The 23,417-nt window shown below is 70.2% G+C and carries 22 protein-coding genes and 1 pseudogene; 19 read left to right on the top strand and 4 right to left on the bottom strand.

Going from position 1 to position 23,417, the window contains the following annotated elements; all coding sequences use genetic code 11:
* The first annotated feature begins 54 nt into the window (after positions 1-54).
* Positions 55-1,617, top strand: a complete 1,563-nt coding sequence (locus tag H4F99_RS12655; protein ID WP_182670113.1) for a DUF4139 domain-containing protein — start codon at positions 55-57, stop codon at positions 1,615-1,617.
* Positions 1,614-2,372, top strand: coding sequence for an enoyl-CoA hydratase/isomerase family protein (locus H4F99_RS12660; protein ID WP_182670114.1), 759 nt, complete (start codon positions 1,614-1,616; stop codon positions 2,370-2,372). The genes H4F99_RS12655 and H4F99_RS12660 overlap by 4 nt, the downstream gene beginning before the upstream one ends.
* A 13-nt stretch (positions 2,373-2,385) precedes the next feature.
* Here the strand turns inward: H4F99_RS12660 and H4F99_RS12665 are convergent, their stop codons facing one another.
* The 3 genes and pseudogenes from H4F99_RS12665 to H4F99_RS12675 all read right to left on the bottom strand — a co-directional run bounded on the left by H4F99_RS12665 (position 2,386) and on the right by H4F99_RS12675 (position 4,927).
* The gene (locus H4F99_RS12665; protein WP_182670115.1) at positions 2,386-3,255 is read right to left on the bottom strand and encodes a sulfurtransferase; all 870 of its coding nucleotides are present in this window, start codon (positions 3,253-3,255) and stop codon (positions 2,386-2,388) included.
* Positions 3,248-4,089, bottom strand: a pseudogene (locus tag H4F99_RS12670) (NUDIX hydrolase). Before H4F99_RS12670 ends, H4F99_RS12665 begins: the two are co-directional and overlap by 8 nt.
* A 148-nt stretch (positions 4,090-4,237) precedes the next feature.
* Complete coding sequence (locus tag H4F99_RS12675; RefSeq protein WP_182670116.1) at positions 4,238-4,927, bottom strand: FKBP-type peptidyl-prolyl cis-trans isomerase N-terminal domain-containing protein; 690 nt, start codon at positions 4,925-4,927, stop codon at positions 4,238-4,240.
* 241 nt (positions 4,928-5,168) lie between these two features.
* Between H4F99_RS12675 and H4F99_RS12680 the strand changes: the two genes are divergently transcribed.
* The 3 genes from H4F99_RS12680 to nth are packed head-to-tail and all read left to right on the top strand — an operon-like array spanning position 5,169 to position 7,035.
* On the top strand, positions 5,169-5,951 hold the full coding sequence (locus H4F99_RS12680) for an enoyl-CoA hydratase/isomerase family protein (protein ID WP_182670117.1): 783 nt from the start codon (positions 5,169-5,171) through the stop codon (positions 5,949-5,951).
* Positions 5,948-6,334 carry a hypothetical protein gene (locus H4F99_RS14645; protein ID WP_343064216.1) on the top strand — a complete coding sequence of 129 codons (387 nt, stop codon included), beginning with the start codon at positions 5,948-5,950 and terminating at the stop codon, positions 6,332-6,334. The genes H4F99_RS12680 and H4F99_RS14645 overlap by 4 nt, the downstream gene beginning before the upstream one ends.
* Positions 6,334-7,035 (top strand): endonuclease III, encoded by a 702-nt coding sequence (gene nth, locus H4F99_RS12690; protein ID WP_182670118.1) that lies wholly within the window; start codon positions 6,334-6,336, stop codon positions 7,033-7,035. The genes H4F99_RS14645 and nth overlap by 1 nt, the downstream gene beginning before the upstream one ends.
* A 12-nt stretch (positions 7,036-7,047) precedes the next feature.
* Here nth and H4F99_RS12695 read toward each other — a convergent pair whose 3' ends face one another.
* Positions 7,048-7,902: a 2OG-Fe(II) oxygenase gene (locus tag H4F99_RS12695; protein ID WP_182670119.1), complete on the bottom strand. Its 855-nt coding sequence runs from the start codon at positions 7,900-7,902 to the stop codon at positions 7,048-7,050.
* A 368-nt stretch (positions 7,903-8,270) separates the two neighbouring features.
* On the opposite strand from H4F99_RS12695, the gene H4F99_RS12700 reads away from it, so the two are divergent.
* From H4F99_RS12700 to gspN, 14 genes are all read left to right on the top strand, one after another.
* A complete protein-coding gene (locus tag H4F99_RS12700; protein ID WP_182670120.1) occupies positions 8,271-9,710 on the top strand; it encodes a hypothetical protein in 1,440 nt (479 codons plus the stop codon).
* 139 nt (positions 9,711-9,849) lie between these two features.
* Complete coding sequence (locus tag H4F99_RS12705) at positions 9,850-12,528, top strand: TonB-dependent receptor domain-containing protein (protein ID WP_182670121.1); 2,679 nt, start codon at positions 9,850-9,852, stop codon at positions 12,526-12,528.
* Between the two features lie 150 nt (positions 12,529-12,678).
* Positions 12,679-13,485, top strand: coding sequence for a type II secretion system protein N (locus tag H4F99_RS12710; RefSeq protein ID WP_182670122.1), 807 nt, complete (start codon positions 12,679-12,681; stop codon positions 13,483-13,485).
* A gap of 50 nt (positions 13,486-13,535) precedes the next feature.
* A complete protein-coding gene (gene gspD / locus H4F99_RS12715; RefSeq protein WP_182670304.1) occupies positions 13,536-15,539 on the top strand; it encodes a type II secretion system secretin GspD in 2,004 nt (667 codons plus the stop codon).
* Complete coding sequence (gene gspE / locus H4F99_RS12720) at positions 15,536-17,035, top strand: type II secretion system ATPase GspE (RefSeq protein WP_343064217.1); 1,500 nt, start codon at positions 15,536-15,538, stop codon at positions 17,033-17,035. The genes gspD and gspE overlap by 4 nt, the downstream gene beginning before the upstream one ends.
* Positions 17,022-18,230, top strand: coding sequence for a type II secretion system inner membrane protein GspF (gspF, locus tag H4F99_RS12725; protein WP_182670123.1), 1,209 nt, complete (start codon positions 17,022-17,024; stop codon positions 18,228-18,230). The genes gspE and gspF overlap by 14 nt, the downstream gene beginning before the upstream one ends.
* Positions 18,231-18,265: 35 nt before the next feature.
* Entirely contained in the window at positions 18,266-18,715 is a 450-nt protein-coding gene (gene gspG, locus H4F99_RS12730) for a type II secretion system major pseudopilin GspG (RefSeq protein WP_182670124.1), read from the top strand.
* Between the two features lie 19 nt (positions 18,716-18,734).
* Complete coding sequence (locus H4F99_RS12735) at positions 18,735-19,217, top strand: GspH/FimT family pseudopilin (RefSeq protein WP_182670125.1); 483 nt, start codon at positions 18,735-18,737, stop codon at positions 19,215-19,217.
* Positions 19,201-19,584 carry a type II secretion system minor pseudopilin GspI gene (gspI, locus tag H4F99_RS12740; protein ID WP_182670126.1) on the top strand — a complete coding sequence of 128 codons (384 nt, stop codon included), beginning with the start codon at positions 19,201-19,203 and terminating at the stop codon, positions 19,582-19,584. The genes H4F99_RS12735 and gspI overlap by 17 nt, the downstream gene beginning before the upstream one ends.
* Positions 19,581-20,180: a type II secretion system minor pseudopilin GspJ gene (gene gspJ / locus H4F99_RS12745; protein ID WP_182670127.1), complete on the top strand. Its 600-nt coding sequence runs from the start codon at positions 19,581-19,583 to the stop codon at positions 20,178-20,180. The genes gspI and gspJ overlap by 4 nt, the downstream gene beginning before the upstream one ends.
* Entirely contained in the window at positions 20,177-21,172 is a 996-nt protein-coding gene (gene gspK, locus H4F99_RS12750; RefSeq protein WP_182670128.1) for a type II secretion system minor pseudopilin GspK, read from the top strand. The genes gspJ and gspK overlap by 4 nt, the downstream gene beginning before the upstream one ends.
* Positions 21,169-22,263 carry a type II secretion system protein GspL gene (gene gspL / locus H4F99_RS12755; RefSeq protein WP_182670129.1) on the top strand — a complete coding sequence of 365 codons (1,095 nt, stop codon included), beginning with the start codon at positions 21,169-21,171 and terminating at the stop codon, positions 22,261-22,263. The genes gspK and gspL overlap by 4 nt, the downstream gene beginning before the upstream one ends.
* The gene (gene gspM, locus H4F99_RS12760) at positions 22,260-22,742 is read left to right on the top strand and encodes a type II secretion system protein GspM (protein ID WP_182670130.1); all 483 of its coding nucleotides are present in this window, start codon (positions 22,260-22,262) and stop codon (positions 22,740-22,742) included. The genes gspL and gspM overlap by 4 nt, the downstream gene beginning before the upstream one ends.
* Positions 22,739-23,377 (top strand): type II secretion system protein N, encoded by a 639-nt coding sequence (gene gspN, locus H4F99_RS12765; RefSeq protein ID WP_182670131.1) that lies wholly within the window; start codon positions 22,739-22,741, stop codon positions 23,375-23,377. The genes gspM and gspN overlap by 4 nt, the downstream gene beginning before the upstream one ends.
* The last annotated feature ends 40 nt before the right edge of the window (positions 23,378-23,417 follow it).

Below are 23,417 nucleotides of genomic sequence, written 5' to 3' on the forward strand. Positions count from 1 at the left end.
GACGGGGCACGGGCATCGGCCTATGATACGGACAGGTCGAGAACGGAGTTCGAGATGCATCGCCCCCTGACACTGTTGGCCACGGCATGCCTGCTTGCCGCCTGTTCGCAGGACGCCCCCACCGATGCCACCGCGCGCAAGCCGGTGCTCGCCCAGGCGCCGGAGGACACCCCCGCCGCGGCATCCGGTCCGGACACGGCCAGCGGGACGCTCACCCGGCTCACCGTGTACAGCGGCGGCTACGAGGCCCTGGCGTACTCGGGACCGCCGGAACCCGGGATGGCGGGTTACGCCCTTGTCGAACGCCCCCTGCACTACCGCCTGAAGGCCGGCGAGAACACCGTCAGGGCGAACAACGTGGCGCCGGCCATGGATGCCGAGGCTGCCCTGCTGCAGGCGCGCGCACCCGGCATCCGGATCACCTCGCAACGCCACGTCCCGGCACTGGGTGGCACCGGCGACCTGCTCAGCCGCGCGGTCGGCCAGCGCATCGTGGTCGAGCACACGTCCGGGGGCGCCAAGCAGACCGACAACGGGATCCTGCTGGCCGCCAGCGACGGACTGAGCCTCGCGCTCAACGATGGGCGGGTCAAGGTGATCCGCGACTACGACAGTTTCAGCATCCTCGAGGCCGCCAACAGCCTGCCCGGGGAAGCCGCGCTGCAGTGGACCGTGCAGGCCGACAACGCCGGCGAGGCGGATTTCGTCCTGAGCTACCCCATGGGCGGCATGGCCTGGCGCGCCGAGTACCTCGCCCGGCTCCAGGCGGGTGACGGCTGCACGTTGTCGCTGGACGGTGCGGCGCAGGTCGCCAACCGGTCCGGCGTCAGCTTTTCCGACGCGCGCCTGACCCTGGTCGCGGGCGAACCCAGTCGGGTCGCACCGTCGCGCCAGCGCGCGGCGTACGACATGGCCGAAGCGGCGATGGCGCCCTCGCCCGCGCCGCCCGCCCCGACGGAACGCAGTTCCGGCGAATACCACGCGTACGACCTGCCGGGGAGCAGCCGGATCGCCAACGGCGCCACCGAACGCCTGGCGTTGTTCCCGGCACGCGACTCGGTCGCCTGCACGCGCGACTACGTCGTCGACAGCGGCGTGGCCGACTGGATCCCGCAACGCGTGTCGCTCCAGCCCACCAACCGGGGCCTTGCCGGCAGCGTACCGGTGCGCGCCACGGTGGCCTTCGACAACACCCCCGACGCCGGCCTGGGCCTGGCCCTGCCCGCGGGTCGCGTCCGGCTGTTCGAAGGCGCGGACTTCCTCGGCGAGGCATCGCTGGGTCACACGCCGGCCGGGGAATCGCTCCGGCTCGAGGTCGGCAACGCGTTCGATCTCACGGCGGAGCGGCAGGCCACTGCATTCAACGTCGCAGCCGGGGGGCTGTCGGCAAGCGAATCGTTCGATATCCGGCTGGCGAATGCGAAGGACGCCGATGTCCAGGTACGCGTCCGCGAACCGATGCCCCGATGGCGTGACTGGGAACTGCTGGACAGCAGTGTCCCGGCCGACGAGACCGGCGCGCAGCATGCGGAATTCCTGGTCACCGTACCGGCGGGGGGCGAGGCCCACCTGACCTACACCGTCCGGTACCGTTGGCCACGGAACATGGCGCCATGAGCTGCGTGGACATCCTCGCCCACGGCGACATCACCGAGCTGCGACTGGCCCGGGCGCCGGTCAATGCACTCGACCCGGGGCTGTGCAGGGACCTGGGCAGCGCCATCGACGCCGCGATCGCCAGCGGTGCGCACGGGCTCGTGCTCAGCGGCGGTCCCAAGGTGTTCTCGGCCGGCCTGGACGTGCCGCACCTGCTGTCGCTGGGCCAGGACCGGTCGGCGGTCAAGGCCGCGTGGGAAGACTTCTTCGGGGCGGCGCGAAGGCTTGCCGCTTCGCCGGTTCCGGTGGTCGCCGCCATCGGGGGCCATTCGCCGGCGGGCGGCTGCGTGCTCGCCCTCTGCTGCGACTACAGGGTCATGGCCTCGGGGCCGTTCCGGATCGGCCTCAATGAAACCCGGGTGGGCCTGGTCGTGCCGGAAGGGATCCAGCGGCTGATGCGGCGTGTCGTCGGCCCCTACCGCGCGGAACGCCTGATGGTGGCCGGCGAAATGGTCGAGTCGGCGCAGGCCCTGGATTTCGGCCTGGTCGACGAGCTCGTCGGCGTCGACGAAGTGTCCCAGCGCGCGCTGGCCTGGTTGCAGGACCTGCTGGCCCTGCCCCGCACGCCGATGCTGCAGACGCGCCGGATCGCCCGCGCCGACGTGCTCGATGCGATGGAACCCGGACTGATCGGGCTGGACCGTTTCCTGGATGGGTGGTTCGAGGACGACACCCAGCGCGCACTGCACGCGCTGGTGGCGAGCCTGAAGAAGTAACCCCGGAACAGGCTCAGGCCGCGGGTCCGCGTGCGATCGGCCGGGTCGGATCCTCGATCCATCCACTCCATGAGCCTGCGTAGAGCCGCGCAAGCGGCAGTCCGGCGTGCGCCATCGCGAGCAGGTGATGGCAGGCCGTGACGCCCGAGCCGCACATCACCACCATGTCCGCGGGGGCGTGGCCATCCGCAAGCGATTCGAATGCCTCCCGCAGGACGCGGGCCGGACGGGCTCGCCCGTGCTCGAGGTTCGCGGCGAACGGGCGGTTGCGCGCTCCGGGTACGTGCCCGCCCACGGGGTCGATCGGCTCCACGTCACCGCGATAACGCTCGGGCGCCCGTGCGTCCACCAGCACACCGCCGCCGGCCAGGTGGCGGCCCACGGCGTCGGCATCCAGCAGGCGACCCTCCGCGAACCGGCCCGGGTACGCTTCGCCCGCTGCCGGTCGCGGTCGCGGGGCCGGCCCGGTGTCCACCGGGCCTCCCGCCGCCTGCCAGGCCTTCCAGCCCCCGTCGAGGACCGCTACCGGCCCGTGGCCCAACAGGCGCAGCAGGTACCAGGCGCGGGCCGCCGCCAGGGCGCCGTCCGCATCGTCGTAAAGGACCACGGGGGTGGCCGGCGTGATGCCCCAGGCGGCCACCTGTCGCCGGAAATCGTCCTCCGTGGGCCACGGATGCCGCCCGGCATCCGGCCGGTGCGGACCGGAGAGGTCCCGCTCGAGGTGTGCGTGGAACGCGCCGGGGATGCGGGCCGCGCGCCACGCGCGTTCGCCTGCAGCAGGCTCTGCCAGGGAGAAACGCACATCCAGCACCACCGGGCGGACAGGCCCGTCAAGCGCATGGGCCAGGGCCTCGGGCGGAATCCAGGCCTCGAACTCAGTCATCCTTCGCCTGCCGTACGGCGTCTTCCACGCGCTGCAGGCGCTCGCGCAGGTTCAGCAGCATCGAGGCGGTCGCCCCCCAGATCCGCTGCCCGGGATACTTGTATTCCAGCACCTCGCGCCGTCGGCCCCGGTACTCCAGGGCCTGATGGCCCAGGTTCGACGGCGTCATCAGGAACGCGAGGGGGACTTCGAACACCGCGTCCACTTCCCCGGGCTCGGGTCTGGCGACGAAGTCCGAGGGAATACGCGCCACCAGCGGCAGTACGCGGTAGCCGGTGATCGTCGCCAAGGGATCGAGGTAGCCGAGCGGACGGACCGTGCCGGGCACCAGGCCCACCTCTTCGTGGGCCTCGCGCAAGGCCGCGGCGCGGGCGTCGGCGTCGCCCGGATCGATGCGGCCACCGGGCAGGCTGACCTGGCCCCCATGCTGGCGCAAGCCGCGGTGCCGCCGGGTGAAAAGCACCGCCGTCCCCTGTTCGGTGGACCGCAGCGCCAGCAACACCGCCGCTTCCACAGGCGGCCCGGGCGGCAGCAGGTCGCGCACGTCGTCCAGGTTCCAGCCGGCACCGCGCGGGGGGGCGTCCAGTGGGTGCAGCGCCTCCCGCAATCGCGGGAAGTCGTCCAGCGCACCCCCGGGACCCGATGCCGTCATCCCCGCGCCGCCTCGCGACCGGGCAATACCGCCTCCATCAGGTGCAGGCGCTCGTCGTCATCCATCTGCGACCAGCGGGCGATTTCAGCGGACGTGCGAAGGCAGCCTTCGCACAGACCCTGTTCGTCCAGGGCGCAAACGCCGATGCATGGGCTGAGCACTGCGCGGAAAGTGGTGGTCATGCAGAGTTTCATCAGGGCCATCGGTCCGCGATATCGCTGGACCTTGTTACAGGAATCGGCCGGGAAAAGAAAAGCGCGCCGGCAGGACCGGCGCGCCCGTGGATCGTCTTCCCTGGCAGCGGCGGCGCGCAAGGGCGCCACCGGACGTTTACTTCACCGAGAGCAGCTTGATCTCGAACTGCACGGCCATGTTCGGCGGAATCCCCATCTGCGGGTTGCCCTGGCCGTAGGCGTTCTCCGGCGGCAGGGTGACTTCCCACTTCGCACCGGCCTGCATCTGCTGCAGCGCCTCGCGCATCGCGGGCATCTCGATCTCGCTGAGCTTCATTTCGGGGGTGGTCTGGGCGGGGCGCGGCGGGTTCGGGCGCTCGCCCCAAGCGTACGGGCCGGAGATCTGCAGCGTGACGGTGCTGGCCTGCGTGGGCTTGGCGCCGTTGCCGGACTCGATCACCCGGTACTGGACCCCGCTCGGCAGGCTCTGCACGCCGGACTTCGCCTTGTTCTGGGCGATGAAGCTGTCACTGCGGGTCTTGTTCTGCGCGGCCAGCGCTTCCCACTCGCTCTTCGCCTTGGCCTGCTGGCGCTGCTGCATGTTCTCGACGGCACTGCGAAGTTCGGCGACGGGCACGGCCGGCTGCTGCTTCGCATAGCCGTCCTGCAGGCCCTTGATGATGGTGGCGACGTCCACGGCTTCGCCGCTTTCGATCACATTGCGTCCGAGGTCGTAACCCAGCGCGTAGCTCAGCTTGCCCTTCTCGGACGACGTGTCCTGCGCGATGGCAGTGCCGGCACCCAGCACGAGCGCGGTCACGGCGACCGCGAGATAACGCAACTTCATTCGGTAAAACCTCCGGTTTGTGGCACGGAACCCGGGCCTGTCACGGGCGCTCGGGACTGACGCGGGAAGCGCACACTTCAGATTCCGCCAGTCGTGCAGGCCTGATCGGACGCGCTAGGATAACGGCGCACCGGCTTAACTGCCACTGACGCCAACCCCTCCGACCGCCGCTGGCCGCGAAGGTTCCCTGCCGCCCCGCGGCCCGCCGCTGGCGGCCCTCCCCTGTCCCGAGCCCGTTCATATGCCTGAATCCCCCCTGCTCATCACCCGCGAAGCCGCCGTCCTCGTCCTCACCATCAATCGCCCCGACAAACTGAATGCGCTGGACGCGGCGACGCTTGACGCACTGGACAGCGCCTTCGCTGACGCATCCGCCGACGACACGGTGCGGGCCATCGTGCTGACCGGGGCGGGGCCGAAGGCATTCGTGGCGGGCGCCGACATCGCGCAGATGAATGGCCTGACGCCGGTACAGGGCCGGGACTTCTCCCTTCGCGGTCAGCGGATGATGCGTCGCGTGGAGCAGATGCCGAAGCCTGTGATCGCGATGGTGAACGGTTTCGCGCTCGGCGGCGGGCTCGAGCTGGCGATGTGCTGCCACCTGCGCATCGCGGCCGACAGCGCGAAACTGGGGCAACCGGAGGTCAACCTCGGCCTTATACCGGGTTTCGCGGGAACGCAGCGCCTGTTGCGCCTGGCAGGTCGCGCCGCCGCGATGGAACTGTGCCTGCTGGGGACCCCGATCGACGCGAACCGCGCGCAGTCCCTCGGGATCGTCAACCGCGTGGTACCGGCCGAACACCTGCTCGCCGAAACCATGAAGCTCGCGAACCAGCTCGCCGACGCCGCGCCGCTGGCCCTGCGCGGCATCATCGATTGCCTCAATGTGGGCGGCGAGTGCGGGATCGAGGAAGGCATGGCGTACGAGACCGCGCAGTTCGGCCTGATGTTCGCGACCGATGACATGCGCGAGGGGACGTCCGCCTTCCTCGAGCGACGCAAGCCGGTGTTCCGCGGCACGTGACCCGCGCGGGCTGCCCGGTCTGCGCCTGCACCTGGCCCGGTGCGACGCGCACGCACGCGATCGCCGCGGCCCTGCGCGACGACGACCTCGACCGTGCGCTGTCCCTCGGCCTGATGGACGCGGATACCTGCACCGGCTGCAGCACTGACTGCCGCGAAAGCCTGGCGGCGGCGCGGGATGCGCGAACCCGGGCCTTCGAAGCCCGCGAACGCTACCGCCAACGCGAGATGCGGCTGCGCCGGCTGGATGCCGAGCGGGACGCTGGACGCGCCCTGCCATCATCCCGGGCCGCCACGTCCGCCGCCGCGACCGCGCTGCCGGATGCCGCCGCTGCTGCCCTCGCCCGGGCCAAGGCGCGTGCGGCGCAACGCAAGCCACGCTGATGCCGGCGGCCCGCGACACCCACCGGAGGAGCGCGGCACGGCAGGGCCGTCGCCTGAAGCCCGCCCAGGTGGAAGAGCTCTTCCGCCGGCTGAAATGGCTCAATCCCAAACCCACCACCGAGCTTGAATTCGCCTCGCCCTACGAACTGCTGGTCGCCGTCACGCTGTCCGCGCAGGCCACCGACGTCGGCGTGAACAAGGCGACGCGCAAGCTCTTCCCGGTGGCCAATACGCCCGAGGCGATCGCCGCGCTCGGCATCGAGGGGCTGAAGCCGTACATCTCCACGATCGGCCTCTACAACACCAAGGCGGCCAATGTCGTCGCGATGGCCCACCAGCTGATCGAACGGCACGATGGCGACGTCCCCCGCGACCGCGCGTCGCTCGAGGCCCTGCCGGGGGTGGGTCGCAAGACGGCCAACGTGGTGCTGAACACCGCGTTCGGCGAACCCACGATGGCCGTGGACACGCATATTTTCCGCGTATCCAATCGCACGGGACTCGCGCCGGGCAAGACGGTACGGGCCGTGGAGGATGGCCTGCTCGCCGCCGTCCCGGCCGAGTACCTGCACGATGCCCATCACTGGCTGATCCTGCATGGCCGCTATGTGTGCCGGGCGCGCAAGCCCGACTGCCCGCACTGCGCCATCCGCGACCTTTGCCTGTTCAAGGACAAGACCCCCGGCGAACCGGCCGACTGATACGCGCTCCGCTCAGTCGAAGCGACGCTCCCGCAGCCACTTCGTCGCGATCCACTTCTCGCCCTCGACCACCGGCGCGCCGCCATGCAGGGTCTGGGTCATCGGGTGCGGCCGGTCGTAGCTGAAGAAGACCGCGTTTCCCTTCACCGCGGCGGCCTCGAAACCCACTTCGGGAAACACCGTCGCGCCGCCACTCGCGGGCGTGTTGAGGTACATCACGAGCGACGCCACCCGCTGCCCCCCGCGCTCGAGCAACCTGGCGAGGCCCGGGTAGCTCGGGTCGAAGTAGTCGTGGTGCGGTTTGTACTCCGCCCCATGGCCGTAGCGCAGGATCTGGATGCCCTCGCCGTTCTCCACGGGCCACTCCACCAGCCGCGCGATGCGTGCCTCGATCCGCCGGCACAGTGCGTTCGCATCCCGCTCGAATCCCATGCCATGGCTGGTGCGCGCTTCGTGGACCACGTCGCCACCGGTCTCCAGGTCCACGGTTGCCGAACGCCCCAGCTTCGGTCGTGCAAGCTCGACGAGCGCGTCGCACTCCCCGTGCGACAGCAGGCCACCGAACACGATGATCCGCGGCTGCCGGAGGCTTGCGAGCAGGTGGACCTCGCGATCCCCGGCATCGACCACCGACGGGCCATTCAGTCCAATGGGCGACGGCACCCGCGTCGATGGCGGCAGGCCATGCTCCCGGGCATGCGACTCCAGGAAGCGACGCGTCGCTTCCTCGATCGCGTCGATCGCATCCTGCTCGTCCCAGCCCTGCTCCACCAGCGGTCCGAGCACGGCCTCGGGCGGATGCCCTGCGCGCACCTGCTCGAGGATCCATTGCTCAAGGCCGGGACTGAGTTCTGTTGCCACGTTCATGCGCACCACGCATCCGGAAGGGAATCGATCGCGAGCGATAAGCGCCCACTTTCCGTCATCCGGATGACATTTCGATGTCGGTTTTCACATGACGTTCCGGTGACACCGTCGCGCATGAAACAAACGTGATCGGTGAAACCCGGTTGTCACAACACAAATCTATAACTTCTCGCCGAATCGCTGGCGCCACGGCGTACTCGCCGCGCCCAAAGGAACGGCCGCGACGAACCGGCGCCTTTCGCCCCGGGGTCCGGGCATCGCACTTCGCAGGCGGCGCGATGGATCCCAAGTGGAACGGATGCCACCCACGCGGTTCCCCCTTGCCGGGGACGTGATTGAACCAACCCACTCGATCGGAGATACAGCGAATGACTTCCCGCAATAACTGCAAGACGCTGCTGATGACCTTCGGCGCGGTCCTTGCGCTGAGCGCCTGTGGTGGCGGAGCCGACCGCGTCGCCTCGCCGGGCGAAGGCTCTTTCCCGCCGGCGCCGCCGCCGGTGACGCCGCCGCCCGTGACTCCGCCTCCGGTCACCCCGCCGCCGACCGGCGCCTCCTGCCCGAGCGGCACCACCGACGTGGGCGAGGTCGCAGGCCTCAAGAACTGCGAGCTGCCGGCCCGCATCATCGGCGATTTCACGCTCGAGAACCTCGAAGGCGTCGTCTACTCGCTCAACGGACGCACCGATGTGGGCGAGGACATGGGCGGCGACGTCGCCAATCCCTACCCGCAGGCCCGCCAGGGCATCCTGCGCATCGAGCCGGGCGTGACGCTGTTCGGTTCCGCCGGCGCCGACTTCCTGATGGTCAACCGCGGCTCGCAGATCTTCGCCGAAGGCACGGCCGCTGAGCCCATCGTGATGACCAGCCGCGAGAGCGTCGAGGGCACCACCGACGTCAATTCGATCGGGCAGTGGGGCGGCCTGGTCCTGCTGGGCCGTGCCGCGATCAGCACCTGCCCGGGCACCGCGCAGCCGGGCAGCGCGACCTGCGAGGCGCAGGTCGAGGGCGCCAACGGCTTCTTCGGCGGCAACGACGATGCCGACAACACCGGCGTGCTGCGCTACGTCCGCGTGATGCACTCCGGCTTCGAAGTGCTGCCCGACGTGGAGCTCAACGGCATCACCATGGCCGGCCTCGGCAGCGGCACCACCGTTGAGTACGTGCAGGTCCACAACAGTTCGGACGACGGCATCGAGTGGTTCGGCGGCAAGGTCAACTCCAAGTACCTCGTGATGACCGGCATCGACGACGACAGCTTCGATACCGACTCGGGCTTCCGCGGCGCGATCCAGTTCGGCCTGATCGTGCAGCGCGATGGCGGCGGCGACCGCGTCAACGAGATGAGCTCGCAGGACCTGCCCTACCGCTCGAACCCGGTCATTGCCAACGTCACCTTCGTCAGCAAGGGCCACGACAACGTGGTCGTGCTGAACCAGGGGACCTTGGTCAACTACTACAACGCCGTGTTCACCGGCGGCAACCCGGCCTGCATCGAGTTCCAGTCGGCCACGACCGAGGGCACCTTCGACTCCACCTATGCCTCCTGCGACACGCCGTTCGCGGGCGGTGCGGGTGGTGCCGAGGAAGCCGCGTTCAACGCCGGCACCAACAACTCGACCGGTGCATCGTCGCTGACCGACGGCTTCGTCAATGGCGCCAACGAGTCGGCGGTGCCGGCCTTCACCGGACTGTCCTCGGTCAACGCCTTCTTCGAGGACGTCGACTACATCGGTGCCGTCAAGGACGCCGGCGACACCTGGTGGGAAGGCTGGACCTGCGGCCTGACCGCGGCCGATCCCTGCTGACCGCGATGCCCGCGACCGCTCTGGGGGTCGCGGGCAGGAAGCGGGGCCGTCTGTCCGTGGCCCCGCTCCACACGATGCCGCGGTCCGCCCGCGGCATCGGTCCATCGGACGCTCCGGACTCCATCAAAGGCAGCCAGTCATGAATCTCAACCTTGCCCACACGGGCCTGTTCCTCGCCATCGCCGCGCTGCTTGCACCCGCTCCGGTGCGCGCGCAGGACGCCAGCACGGCCGACGCCGTCCCGCCGCAACCGCAGGCACAGGAACCCGCCACCGAACTCGACGCCGTGCAGGTGCGCGGCGCCTACATCCCGCAGCCCATGCTGACCAGCTCCGCGGTGATGACCCACGTCTCGCGCGAGGACCTGGACCGCCAGGGCGACAGCACTGCCGCCGATGCACTGGTACGCGTCGCCGGCCTGGCCGTGGACCAGGGCAAGTACGTGTACGTGCGCGGCCTCAACGAGCGTTACTCCTCCGCCCTCCTGAACAACTCGCCGCTGCCCAGCCCCGAGCCGCTGAAGCGCGTGGTCCCGCTGGACCTGTTCCCGACCAACGTCCTCGACACCGTGGAGGTGGTCAAGACCTACTCCGCGCGCTACCCGGGCGAGTTCGGCGGCGGCACGATCAACCTGACCAGCGCCGTGGTGCCCGACCAGCCGTTCCTGAAGCTCAAGATCGGCATGGGCGGCAACAGCGAGACGACCGGCCAGCCCGGCCTGAGCCACTACGGCGGTGGCGCCTCAGACTTCTTCGGTTTCGATGACGGCACCCGCAAGATGCCGGGCGAACTGCAGGACGCCCTGGCCACCGGAAACCGCGTCACACCCGGCCCCGACTTCACCGACGCGGAGGTGAAGCGGATCGCGATGAGTTTCACCAACGCACCGCTGAACCTGCTGCAGACCACCGACCACGTCGATCCTGACTACGAGTACGAGATCACCGCCGGCAACGCCTTCGACGTGGGCGAGACGTCGCGCCTCGGCCTGGTGGCCACGGCCTCGCTGAAGAACCGCTGGCGCACCCAGGTGGGCGTGCAGCAGGACGGCGCGGTCGAAGCCGGCTCGATGGCGGTCCAGAGCGACTACGACTTCCTGTCGACGACCAACAACGCCACGGTGAACGGCCTCGTCGGCGCGACGCTGCAGACCGAGAACCATACGATCGGCCTGATGACCATGTACGTGCACGACACGGACAAGGAAACGCGCAGCACGGAGGGCTACAGCCTGCTGACCGGCGACAACATCCGGGACGACGTGACCCGCTGGTACGAGCGCGAGCTCATCAACACGCAGGCGACCGGCAAGCATGTGTTCGGCGAGTTCCGCGACCTGACCATCGACTGGCGCGCGGGCCATTCGCGCGCGAGCCTGGACGCCCCCTACGACAAGGGCTTCCGTTGGCGCGAGGACGCCTACGGGAACTGGTTCCACGATGCGTCCCAGGCCCAGAACTACACCCGTTTCAGCCAGGTCGACGAGCGCGTGGACTCGGCCGGCGTCGACGCGGCCTGGCGCCTCCCGGTGGAAATGGACCTGTACCTGAACTTCGGCGGCGCCTGGTCGGACACCGAGCGCAACGCGCTCTCGCGCGAGTTCCGCCTGCTCTCGCTGGGCAACCTGCCCTTCCAGTACCGCTACCTGCGACCGGACTTCCTGCTGTCCGATTACGTGATCAGCCAGGGCTACCTGACGCTGCGCGAGACCACCGGCGGCACCGGTGCCGCGGCCTACGACGGCCGCCTGGAGACAAGCGCGCTGTACGTCGAAGCCGAGTCCCAGCTCAACGACTACCTGCGTGCCACCCTCGGCGTCCGCTACGAGGACGCGACCCAGTCGGTGGACCCGATCGACCTGTTCGACCAGGGCCAGCCCCTGCCGACCGCCGCGCCGCTGGAGAACGACTACTTCCTGCCGGCGGCGACGCTGACCTGGAACTTCGCCGACAACCAGCAACTGCGCTTCGGCGCGTCCAAGACCATCGCCCGCCCGCAGTTCCGCGAGCTGGCGCCGCAGCAGTACCTCGACCTCGACAGCGATCGCCTGGTGATCGGCAACCCGTTCCTGGTCGACAGCGAACTGGTCAACCTGGACGCACGCTACGAGTGGTACTTCGATCGTGGCGAATACTTCAGCGCCGGCGTGTTCTACAAGGACATCGACAAGCCGGTCGAGACCGTCCTGAACGGCCGTACCGGTTCCAGCTGGCAACAGAGCTTCATCAACGCGCCCGGTGCGGTGGTGTATGGCCTGGAGCTGGACTTCCGCCAGTACTACGGCAGCCCGTTCGAATGGACCGGCGACAGCCGCTTCTTCGTGGCCGCCAACTACACCTGGTCGGACTCGGAAGTGCAGGTCGACGACGACGACGTGGCCTATACGCTGGCCGGCAACGGCAACCCGCAGCCGGCGTCCGAACTGGTGATGGACGGCAGTCGCCTGCAGGGCCAATCGGAGCACCTGGCCAACCTCCAGCTTGGCATCGAGAGCCTGTCCACGGGCAGCCAGGCGACCCTGCTGGTGGGCTATGCGAGCGAGCGCATCAACGCCCGCGGCATCAACGGCTTCGACCCCGCCACCGGCCAGATCACCGTGGTCCAGCCGGACTACGTGCAGGAACCGGGCACGACGGTCGACCTCGTCCTGAACAAGTTCTTCAACCTGTGGGACGTGGACATGGAGATCTCGTTCGAGGCCCGCAACATCCTCGGCGCCGAGTACCAGGAGGTCCAGAGCTACGGCGGCGGCACGGCCGACGTGATGCGCTATGACCTCGGCACCAGCTACATGCTGAGCCTGTCCGCCTCCTTCTGAGTCCGGACAGGGGGTTGACCACGCGAAAGGCCCGGGCCCATCCCGGGCCTTTCTGCATTTCATGTGTCAGATGAAGTCAAACGGTCACGAATCCGTCTCATCCTGTTCGCGGCGCTGAAATGTCGCGCCCGACGCCCACCGGATGCCCTCGTGCCGCTTGCCGCCCACTTCGACCGCGAACGCCTCGCCGCCGCCATGCCCTCCTGGCTGGCGGTCGCCCTGGTGCTCATGCTCGCCTGGCAGGTCGCGCGCCTGTTCTGGATGCTCGCGGTGCCGCCGGCGCCGTGGGGCACGCCTTCCGCGCCTCCGGAGACCGGCGCGCTGCGCGCGGACGCCTTCCATCCCACCGCCGGCGCGGCGGATGGGACGCCCCCCCAGGCCTCGGCAGGCGGGTATCGGCTGCTCGGGGTACGGGCGGCGATCGATGGCCGGCCCGACAGCGCGTCGGCGATCCTGGCCGGGCCGGGGGGCACACAGGCCGCGTACCGCATCGGCGACGCCCTGGATGGCGGCGCACGGCTGCTGGAGGTCGGTCGCGACTATGTGCGGCTCCAGGTCGGCGGTCGCGCACAGCGCCTCGACATGGCGCGCCCTTCGGACGCCGCCCCGCCGCGAAGCACGCCCGCCGCGCCCGCACCGGCCGCGCGCGTGGCCGCGCCAACCGCACCGCCCCCGGCAGGCACCTCCAACGTCGCACCGGCGGACCTCCTGTCCGCCGCCGGCCTTCGGGCCGACCTCGAAGGCGGCTATGCGCTGACCCCACGGGGCGACGGCGGCATGTTCCGCAAGGCGGGACTGCAGCCTGGCGACGTCCTGGTCGCGATCGACGGCCAGCCCCTGGACCTGGAACGACTGCGCGGCCTGGAGTCCGAACTCGGGGCCCGACAGAACGCCGAACTCACCATCCGACGCGGCGACCAGACCCGCACCCTCATCCTGCAGGCCGACCCACCTTGAACCGACGCATCATCACCGCCTGCCTGATCGGCGCCCTGCTCCTCCAGCCCATGGGGACGCTGCCCGCACAGGACCGGGGCACGGCGAACGAAGCCCTGAATGTCCAGAATGCCGACATCCGGGCGTTCATCCAGGACGTCGCCCGCGCCACCGGCACCACCTTCATCGTCGATCCGCAGGTGCAGGGGACGGTGAACGTCAGCCGCGAGCAGCCGATGTCCGAACAGGAACTGCTCGGCGTGTTGCTGGCGGTCCTTCGCGCGAACGGCCTGGTGGCGATCCCCGCCGGCGGTGGCGCCTACCGGGTGGTGCCCGACGACACCGCCGCCCAGCAACCCGGCTCCGCGGGCGGATCGTCGCTGGGTTTCGCCACCCAGGTGATCCCGTTGCGTACGGTGGACGCCCGCATCGCCGCGGAGACGCTGAAGCCGCTCGTCGGCCGCGGTGGCGTGGTGCTGCCCATGCCGCAGAGCAACAGCCTGCTCGTGGCGGACTACGCCGACAACCTGCGTCGCATCCGCCAATTGATCGCCCAGGTCGACAGCGACCGCGCCTCGATCGACACGGTCACCCTGCGCAACAGCTCGGCCCGGGAGATCGCCGCGACCGTGGGGCAGCTGTTCGGGGTGGGTGGCGAAGGTGGCAATCCCGCGCTTTCGATCCTGCCGGTGGAAAGCAGCAACTCCGTCGTCATCCGGGGCGACAACGCACTGATCCAGCGCGTGGCCCAGATGGTCATGGAACTGGACCGTCGCGCGGAGAGCAGCGGCGACGTGCGCGTGGTGAAGCTGCGCCATGCCAATGCCGAGGAGCTCCTGCCGGTCCTCCAGCAATTGATCGGCCAATCGAACGGCGACGCGCCACGCGGCGACCAGCCCGTCGACACGGCGGTATCCACCGCCGACGCCCAGATCATCAGCGGCACGTCCGGGAAGCGGCCCACCATCGTCCGCTACCCGGGTTCCAACTCGCTCATCATCAACGCGGACCCGGAAACCCAGCGCACCCTGATGGCGGTCATCGAGCAGCTCGATACGCGCCGGGAACAGGTGCTGGTGGAAGCCATCGTGGTGGAGATCTCCGACGAGGCCGCCAAGGAACTCGGCGTGCAGTTCCTGCTGGCCGGCAAGGATGGCAACCTGCCCTTCGCCGCCACCCAGTACCCGAGCTCGGACGTCGGCATCATGAACCTCGCGGCGGGCGTGGCCGCGCAGCAGAAGGACGATGACAGCGCGATCGGCGAACTGGCCAAGCGTGCCGCGGTGCAGTCGCTGCTGGGCCTGACCGGGGGCCTCGCCGGCCTCGCCGGCAGCAGCGGTGATGCGGTCTTCGGCATGATCATCAACGCGGTGAAATCCGATACCGGATCGAACCTGCTCTCCACGCCGTCGATCCTCACCCTCGACAACGAGGAGGCCCGCATCCTGGTGGGCCAGGAAGTGCCGATCACCACCGGCGAAGTGCTCGGCAACGACAACAGCAACCCGTTCCGCACCATCCAGCGACAGGACGTCGGCATCCAGCTGGAGGTCAAGCCGCAGGTCAACAGCGGCGGCGGCATCACCCTGTTCCTGCGACAGGAGGTGTCGTCCATCGCGGGTCCGGTGAGCGCCGATTTCAGCGAGCTGGTGCTCAACAAGCGCGAGATCGAAACCCGGGTGCAGGTGGACGATGGCGCCATCGTCGTGCTCGGGGGCCTGCTCGACCAGGCCGATCGCCTGACCGTGGACAAGATCCCGGGGCTGGGCGACATCCCGGTGATCGGCGGGTTGTTCCGCAGCACCTCCCGGCAGAACACCCAGCGCAACCTCGTGGTCTTCATACGCCCGAGCATCATCCGCGATGGCGTGGATGCGCAGCGCGCCACCGCCCAGCGCTACGACTACATACGGAACGTGCAGCTCCAGTCGCAGGATGCGGAAGGACAGCGCGCGGCGCTCGACGCGCTGGTCGAGGAATACCTGCGGGCCAGCCCGCCGGTGCAGCCGCCCAGCCCGGTGCCCAGCCTGCCCCCCGCATCCGAAGTCGCGCCCCGGGAGGCGTCGCGACCGTGAACGCGTCCTTGCCCGCCCCGGCCTGGCCGTACGGCTTCGCGCATGCGCGCGGGGTGGTGGTACTGCGGGAGTCGCCCGAAGGCTTTCATCTCGGCCTGCGCGCCGATGCCGACCCCGCGGTGCTGCTGGAAGCCCGCAGGGTACTGGGACGGCCCGTCAGCTTCGATCGCATCGATGCGACCCGCTTCGACCGACACCTGTCGGAACTCTACGCCGATGCCGACCTCGGACGCACCGCGGAAGGCGAACTGGCGGACGCCCACGCGGACCTCGACGCACTGGCGGGCGACATCCCCGCCACCGCCGACCTGCTCGACAGCCAGGACGACGCGCCGGTGATCCGCCTCATCAACGGCCTGCTCGCCGAAGCCGCGCGCCTCGGCGCCTCGGACGTCCACGTGGAGCCGTCCGAACGCCAGCTCCGGATCCGCTTCCGGATCGACGGGGTGATGCGCCAGGTGCTTGAGCTGCCGACCCGGATGTCGCCGCTGCTGGTATCGCGCGTGAAGGTGATGGCCCGCCTGGACATCGCGGAGAAGCGCGTGCCGCAGGATGGACGCATCTCCGTGTCCATGGGCTCGCGCGCGCTCGACGTGCGCGTCTCCACCCTGCCCGCGCGCGGGGGCGAACGGGTGGTGATGCGACTGCTCGACAAGGAGCAGGGTGCGGTCCCGTTGCCGGCGCTGGGCATGGCCGCGCCGGTGCTCCGTGCCTACGAACACGCACTGGGCCTGCCGAACGGCATCGTGCTGGTGTGCGGACCCACCGGCTCGGGCAAGACCACCACCCTGTACGCGGGCCTCTCGCACCTCAACGATGGCCACCGCACCCTGCTCACGGTCGAAGACCCGGTGGAATACGCGATCGACGGAGTCGGCCAGACCCAGGTGCACGCCAAGGTCGGCATGACGTTCGCGGCCGGACTGCGCGCGATCCTGCGCCAGGACCCCGACATCGTCATGGTCGGCGAGATCCGCGATCCCGAAACCGCACGCATCGCCGTGCAGGCCAGCCTGACCGGCCATCTCGTGCTCTCGACCGTGCACACCAACGATGCCGCGGGCGCGGTGACCCGCCTCCGCGACATGGGCATCGAGCCCTTCCTGCTGGCCTCCACGTTGCGGCTGGTGGTGGCGCAGCGCCTGGTCCGGCGGCTATGTCCGCATTGCCGCGCACCACGCCCCGTGGACGGGCTGGCGCGGCCGCTGATGGGCGAGGCATTCGAAGGCGTCCTGTTCCAGGCCGTGGGCTGCGATCACTGCAGGCACACCGGATACGCGGGCCGCGTCGGCATCCACGAGGCCATGGCGGTCGACGAGCGCATGCGCGGACTCATCGGAGCCGACGCCAGCGAAGACGCGATCGCCGCGCACGCGTTCGCGCAGGCACCCCGGCTTGCCGACGCCATCCGCGCCCGGGTCGCCGCGGGCGACACCACGATCGAAGAAGCCTTGCGCGTCACCCGCCAGGAACTGGCCCCCGATGCCGGCATTTGACTACTCTGCTCTCGACCTGGACGGCCGCCCGTGCAGCGGCCGGCTCGACGCGTCCAGCGCCGACGCGGCACGGTCGCGCCTGCTGCAGCGGCGCCTGCATCCGCTGTCGGTCGCGCCGGCCGGACGTTCGGAGCCGGCCACCCAACGGCGCCTGTTCGACCGCTTCGATACCAAGGCCCTGACGCTGTTCACTCGACAGCTGGCCACGCTGGTCGCCACGTCGCCGCTGGAAGAGGCCTTGCGTGTCATCGGCCAACAGGCGGAGAAAGCGTCCACCCGAAGCGTGGTGATGGCCACCCATGCGGCCGTCCTGGAGGGGTTCCGGCTGTCCGATGCGATGGCACGGCAGGGGCGCGCCTTCCCCGCGCTGTACCGCGCGATGGTGGCGGCCGGCGAGGGCGCGGGCGCGCTTCCGGACATCCTGGAGCGCCTGGCGGAACTGCTCGAGCGGGAACAGCAGTTGCGCGGCCGGCTGCTTGCCGCGCTGGTCTACCCGGCCGTCCTCGCGGCGACCGCGCTTGCGGTCGTGATCGCACTGATGACCTTCGTGGTCCCGAAGGTCGTCGACCAGTTCGACTCCATGGGGCGCACCCTGCCCGCCCTCACCCGTGCGGTCATCGCCACCTCGGACCTGATGACGCACTGGGGCCCCGCCCTGCTGGTACTGGGGGTCGCCCTGGGCGTGGCCCTGCGTTTCGCGCTGGCGCGCCCCGGCTTTCGCCTGCGCTTCGACGAGGGCATGTTGCGGCTTCCCCTGCTGGGTCGCCTGCTGCGGGACCTGCACGCCGCGCGGATGGCGCGCACCCTGGCCATCATGGTCGGCAGCGGACTGCCGGTCATGGAGGGCCTGTCGGTGACCGCGCAAACGGTGCGCAATGCGGCCCTGCGCGAGGCCACGGTCTCGATGGCGACCTCGATCCGCGAGGGCGGGAGCCTTTCCTCGGCGATGAAACGCGCCGGGGTGTTTCCGCCCACCCTGCTCTACATGGCCTCCAGCGGCGAAAACAGCGGTCGTGTCGGACCGATGCTGGAACGTGCCGCGGACTACCTCGAGCGGGAGTTCAACACCTTCACCAGCACCGCGATGAGCCTGCTCGAGCCGGCGATCATCGTCGCGCTCGGCGGGATCGTGGCCGTCATCGTGCTGTCGATCCTGCTGCCCATCCTCCAGTTCAACACGCTCGCCCTCGGCTGAGGGTCCACCCCCTGCCCCTGTCACAGGAACCTGCCATGCCCCGCCTTCCCGCCCGCCGGTCCGCGCCACGCACGCTCCGCGGCTTCACCCTGGTCGAACTGATGGTCGTGATCGTCATCATCGGTTTGCTGTCCACGGTGGTGATGATCAATGTCATGCCCAGCCAGGACCGCGCGATGGTCGACAAGGCGCGTGCCGATGTCGCGGTGCTGGAGCAGGCGCTGGACACGTACCGCCTCGACAACCTGGCCTATCCCCGCAACGACCAGGGGCTGCAGGCATTGCTGGCACCGCCCGCTGGGCTCGCCCGGCCGGAGCGCTACCGGACTGGCGGGTACATCCGTCGCCTCCCCGAGGACCCATGGGGGAACGCCTACCAGTACCGGGCGCCCGGCCGCTCGGGCGCGTTCGACGTGTACTCGCTGGGTGCCGACGGCGCCGAGGGCGGGGACGGCGAAGGCGCCGACATCGGCAACTGGCAGTAATCCCCGCGTCGACGGCCGCATGCATCCCGAACGCCCGCCCGTGGATCGACGGTGTCCGCCTCCGCGGGGTTTCACGCTGGTCGAGCTGATGGTGGCGCTGGTCGTGCTCGGCCTGGCCGGGGCGACCGTGGCCATGACCCTGCCCCATCGTGATCCCGCACTGTCCCAGGCGGAACGCTTCGCGACCGGTCTTGCGCGTGCGCGCGAGGAAGCGCTGCTCGGCATGCATGCCGTGGACGTGACGGTCAGCGCGGAAGGGTACGGGTATGCGCGGGAACGCCTGGAAGGCTGGGAGCCGCTGCGCCACGCCCCGTTCGGGAACGTCACCTGGGAAACCGGCGTTGAACCGCGGCTGCCGCGCGACGTCGCCCAGCTCGCGTTCCGTTTCGAGCCCAGCGGACTCGCGAGTGGCGGTCCGCTCGTACTGGAGAGCCCACGAGGGGTCGTCCGGGTCACCGTGCGGCCGACCGGCGAGGTCCAGGTCGATGCGCCCGGCCGTTGATGCCCCGCCGCGGGGGTTCTCGCTGCTCGAGGTCCTGGTGGCGCTGGCCGTGTTCGGGCTGGTGGTGCTGGGACTGCTGAACCTGGGCGGCGAAAGTTCGCGCGCGGCATTGATCGCGGAAGAGCGCGTGCTTGCCGGCATCGTCGCGGAGAACCGCGCCATCGAAGCGTTGCTGGCAGACGCCACGGAATTGCAGGCCATGGCGGCCGCGACCACGGGCGTGGAACGCATGGGCGATCGCGACTGGCACTGGCGCCGACGACTGGGCCCGGCCGAGGGCGGTCTGCTGCGCGTCGACGTCGACGTGACGTCGCCGGGATCGGGCCAGGTGATCGCGGAGCGCCATCTGCTGAGGCCCGCCCCATGATGCGCGCGAACGGGTTCACCCTGATCGAGATGCTGGTGGCGCTGTTCGTGTTCGGCCTGATGGCCAGCGCCGGCGTGCTGGTGCTCGCGCAGGCGGTGGACCACCAGGACGTGGTGCACGCGCACTTCGGCGCATTGGGCAAACTGCAGGCATCGCGCGCGTTGCTGCGGTCGGACCTCGGCCAGGTCGCCACCCGTCGGGTGCGCAACGCGGGCGGCCAGCCGGCGCGGCGTGCCTTCAACATGGTCGCCATGCCCGGGACCGGGACGCCGCTGGCCCTGGACTTCGTGCGCCGGGGGTGGCGCAACCCGGACGGCCATCCGCGCGCGTCGATGCAGCGGGTCGAATACCGCATCAGCGGGGGGCGCCTGGAACGTACCACCCATGCCGCCCTCGACGGCAGCGTCCCCGGCGAGCCGGAAACGCTGCTGGAAGGCATCCGTGGCGCATCGATCCGCTTCCGGCACCGTCAGGCATGGAGCAGCGGCTGGCCCGGCGGTGCGGAGGAAGTGCCCGAAGCCATCGCGCTGACACTCGATATCGACGGGCTCGGAACGGTCGAACAGGTCTTCCTGCTGCCGGGGAGTGCGCGATGACCCGCACGCCATCGCGCCAACGCGGCGTCGCCCTGTTGACCGTCCTGCTGCTGGTCGCCGTGATGGGCGTGCTGGTCATGGCGACGCTCGACGACGTCCGCTTCGGCCTGCGCCGGGCGGGCAACGTGCAGGCGCTGGAACAGGCGCAATGGCATGCACGCGGCGTCGCGGCGCTTGCGCGAAGCCAGGTGGAGGCCATGCAGCGCCGGGATCCGGGCGTCACCCTGTTGGACGGAAACTGGGAGGACGTGCCCCGTCCGCTGCCCCTTCCCGGCGAGGAAGGCGGCCTGGCCGTCGTGCGCGTGACCGATGGCGGCAACTGCTTCAACCTCAACAGCGTGGTCGAAGGCGCTCCCGGGCAATGGCAGTACAACGCGACGGGCGCCCGCCAGTACCAGGCGCTGCTCGAAGCCCTCGGCGTGGATGACGCGCGCGCGCGGTCGTTGGCGGACGCCCTCGTGGACTGGATCGACAGCGATGCCTCGCCACGCCCGATGGGCGCGGAGGACAGCGCATACCAGGCGGCCGATCCGGCACGCCGCACGTCCGGGACGCTGCTCGCGGAACCCAGTGAACTGCGCGCGATCGCCGGTTATGACGCCGCGCTTTACGCACGCCTGCGCCCCTGGGCCTGCGCCCTGCCGGATGACCGGCTCTCTCCGCTCAACGTGAACACCCTGCGCCCGGACGATGCGCCCCTGTTGACCATGCTGACGCTCGGCGCGCTGCCGCCGGCGCACGCACGCAGCGTGATCAGCGCGCGTCCCCCGGGGGGCTGGCGCGACAACGCCGTGTTCTGGTCGCTTCCGGCGCTGGCCGCCGCCAACGCGCCCGCACCGGTGATCGGCCAGACGGCCCTGAGGACCCGCTACTTCGGCCTCGACGTGCGCGTCAGCCTCGGGGAGGCGGAGGCGGTGCTGACGGAAACCTTTGAAGTCGCCGATGACGGCCGGACCCACCTCCTTGCACATCGCTGGACCCTCGAAGAATGAGCCCTGACGCCCTCCCCTGCCCCCGCCTGCTGTTCGTCCAGCTGGAAGCCGGAACGCTCGAATGGTGGTGCTCCGCTCCCGGGACCGGGACCGGGATACCGGAGACGGGCCGCACCGAACGCGGCGAGCGTGTCCCGCCCCTCCCTTCGGTGACCGACGTGCTGGTCCTCCCGGGCGAGCACGTGGCATCGCATTGGCTGGAGCTACCCGCACGCAGCGCAGCCCAGGCCCTGGCCGTGGCCCGTCACCAGTTGCAGGCCACGCTGGCCTCTGCACCGGCCGATATCCACCTGGCCCTCGTGCCGCCCGCCGGCACCGGCGATCGACGCCAGGTGCTGTTGGTCGACCGCGAACTGCTCGCGCAGCACCTGGCGCTCGCCCGCGAGGCCGGCGCGGTGCCGCGCATCGCCCTGCCGGACTACATGTTGTTGCCGCCCGGTGAACCCGGCCGGACGCACCGTATGGCACTGGATGACCGGTGGCTGGTGCGCGGCGACACGATCGCGTTCAGCGCCGACGCCGCCCTCGCCGACGCGGTGCTCGATGGCCAGCCCGGCATCCAGCCCGACAACGTGCCCGTGGCGAACGTGGCGTCCGCCCTGCTGGCGGGCGCCGCGGCAGCATCGGCCAACCTGCTGCAGGGCGAGTTCGCTCCCGAAGGCACACCCCCAGCCCGAAGCACCGCCTGGCGCCGCGTGGCGGCCCTGGCCGTGGCCGTGCTGGCCTCGTTCCCCGTACTCACCGCGGCCGACGCCGCACGCCACGCCTGGGCCGCGCGCAGCCTTGAAGCAGAGGCCCAGGCACTGACGACCCGGCTGGCCGCCTCTCCTGGCGCGGCCTACACCGCGAATACCGCGCTGGCCGTGACCCTGGTCGAAGTCACGTCCATGCAGCCGGGCATGCGCGTCGAATCCCTGGAATGGGACGCGCCCGGCACCCTGCAGGCCACGCTCCGCCATGACGCACCCAACGCGCCGGGTACGGTTCTGGAGACCCTCCGCGCGCGCGGCATCGACGCCACCACGGCGGCGGGACAGTCGGAAGGTGCGTCCTACGTTTCCACCCTCCGCCTGGGACACCCGCAGCCATGAACACGCTTAACCCCGCAAGGACCTGGTGGGACGCCCGGGCGCCGCGCGAGCGCTGGATGGTCGGCACCATGTTGGCCTGCGTCGCCGTGTTCGCCTTCCACTACGCGTTGATGCAGCCCCTGTCCCGACTCGACCGGGACCAGACACTCCGTTACCAGCGGGCCGCCGGGGCGCTCGCCGCCCTCCAGGCCGCGCACGCCGCGCGCACGGAGGCCCTGACCGCCGCCTCCCTTCCGGCGCACGCGCACGCCGCCGGGATCCCGCAGGTGCGCATTCGACCGGTCTCGGCCAGTGAAGTGGAAGTGGACATCGATGCGGCCCCGGCCGCGTCGCTGATCGGCTGGCTCGACCGGTTGGACCGGACCCAGGGGCTGGCGCCTTCACAGGTGTCGATCACGCGCGAAGAGGCCGGGGTCACCGCTCGCCTTCGTCTTCCGCTGGCCCGCCCAGCGGGGCAACCCGGCACCGACCTGCCATGAGCCGCCGGTCTCTCCTGCAGGCATTCGGCGTCGGCCTGGTCATCGCGCTTGTGGCGGGCCTGCCCCTGCGCCTCCTGCTCGCATCCACGCCGGGCGCGACGCCCGGATTCTGGGCCGCCGACATCCAGGGCACGCCGTGGAAAGGCCAGGTGCGCGAACTGCACTGGCAGGGCATACCCTTGGGCACGGTGTCACTGGCGCTGGCGCCCTCCGCGTGGCTGGACGGAAGCCTGGCCTGGCACGCCGAGGCGCCCACCTGGTCGGGCCGGCTGCGCGTCGCCCCGCTGCATGGTGTCGAGGACGTGTCGGGGCACCTCGCGCTTCCGGACGCCGGCGATGTCCGCCTTGGCCTGCACAGCGTGCACCTGCTGTTCGACGACGATGCCTGCGTCGAGGCCTCGGGGTTGCTGGAGCTCGAGCATCACGCGGAGCCGGCGCCGGGACAACGACTGGAAGCACGGCTGCAATGCGAGGGTCCGGGCGCGATCGCCCGCTTCGCCCCCGCGGGTCCCGCGTCTGCCGGGTCCGGGAACGCCGCGATCGAATTGCGGATCGATGGCCAGGGGCACATGACCCTGTCGGGTTCCGCGTGGGCCGCTGCCCTTGGGCAAGATGCAGGCCCGGCGGTCCGCTGATATCGCTCTCCCAGCGGCATGCGCCCCCTCGAAGCGCCAC

The organism is Marilutibacter penaei, from assembly GCF_014145395.1.
In the GTDB taxonomy this organism is placed as follows: Bacteria; Pseudomonadota; Gammaproteobacteria; order Xanthomonadales; family Xanthomonadaceae; genus Marilutibacter; species Marilutibacter penaei.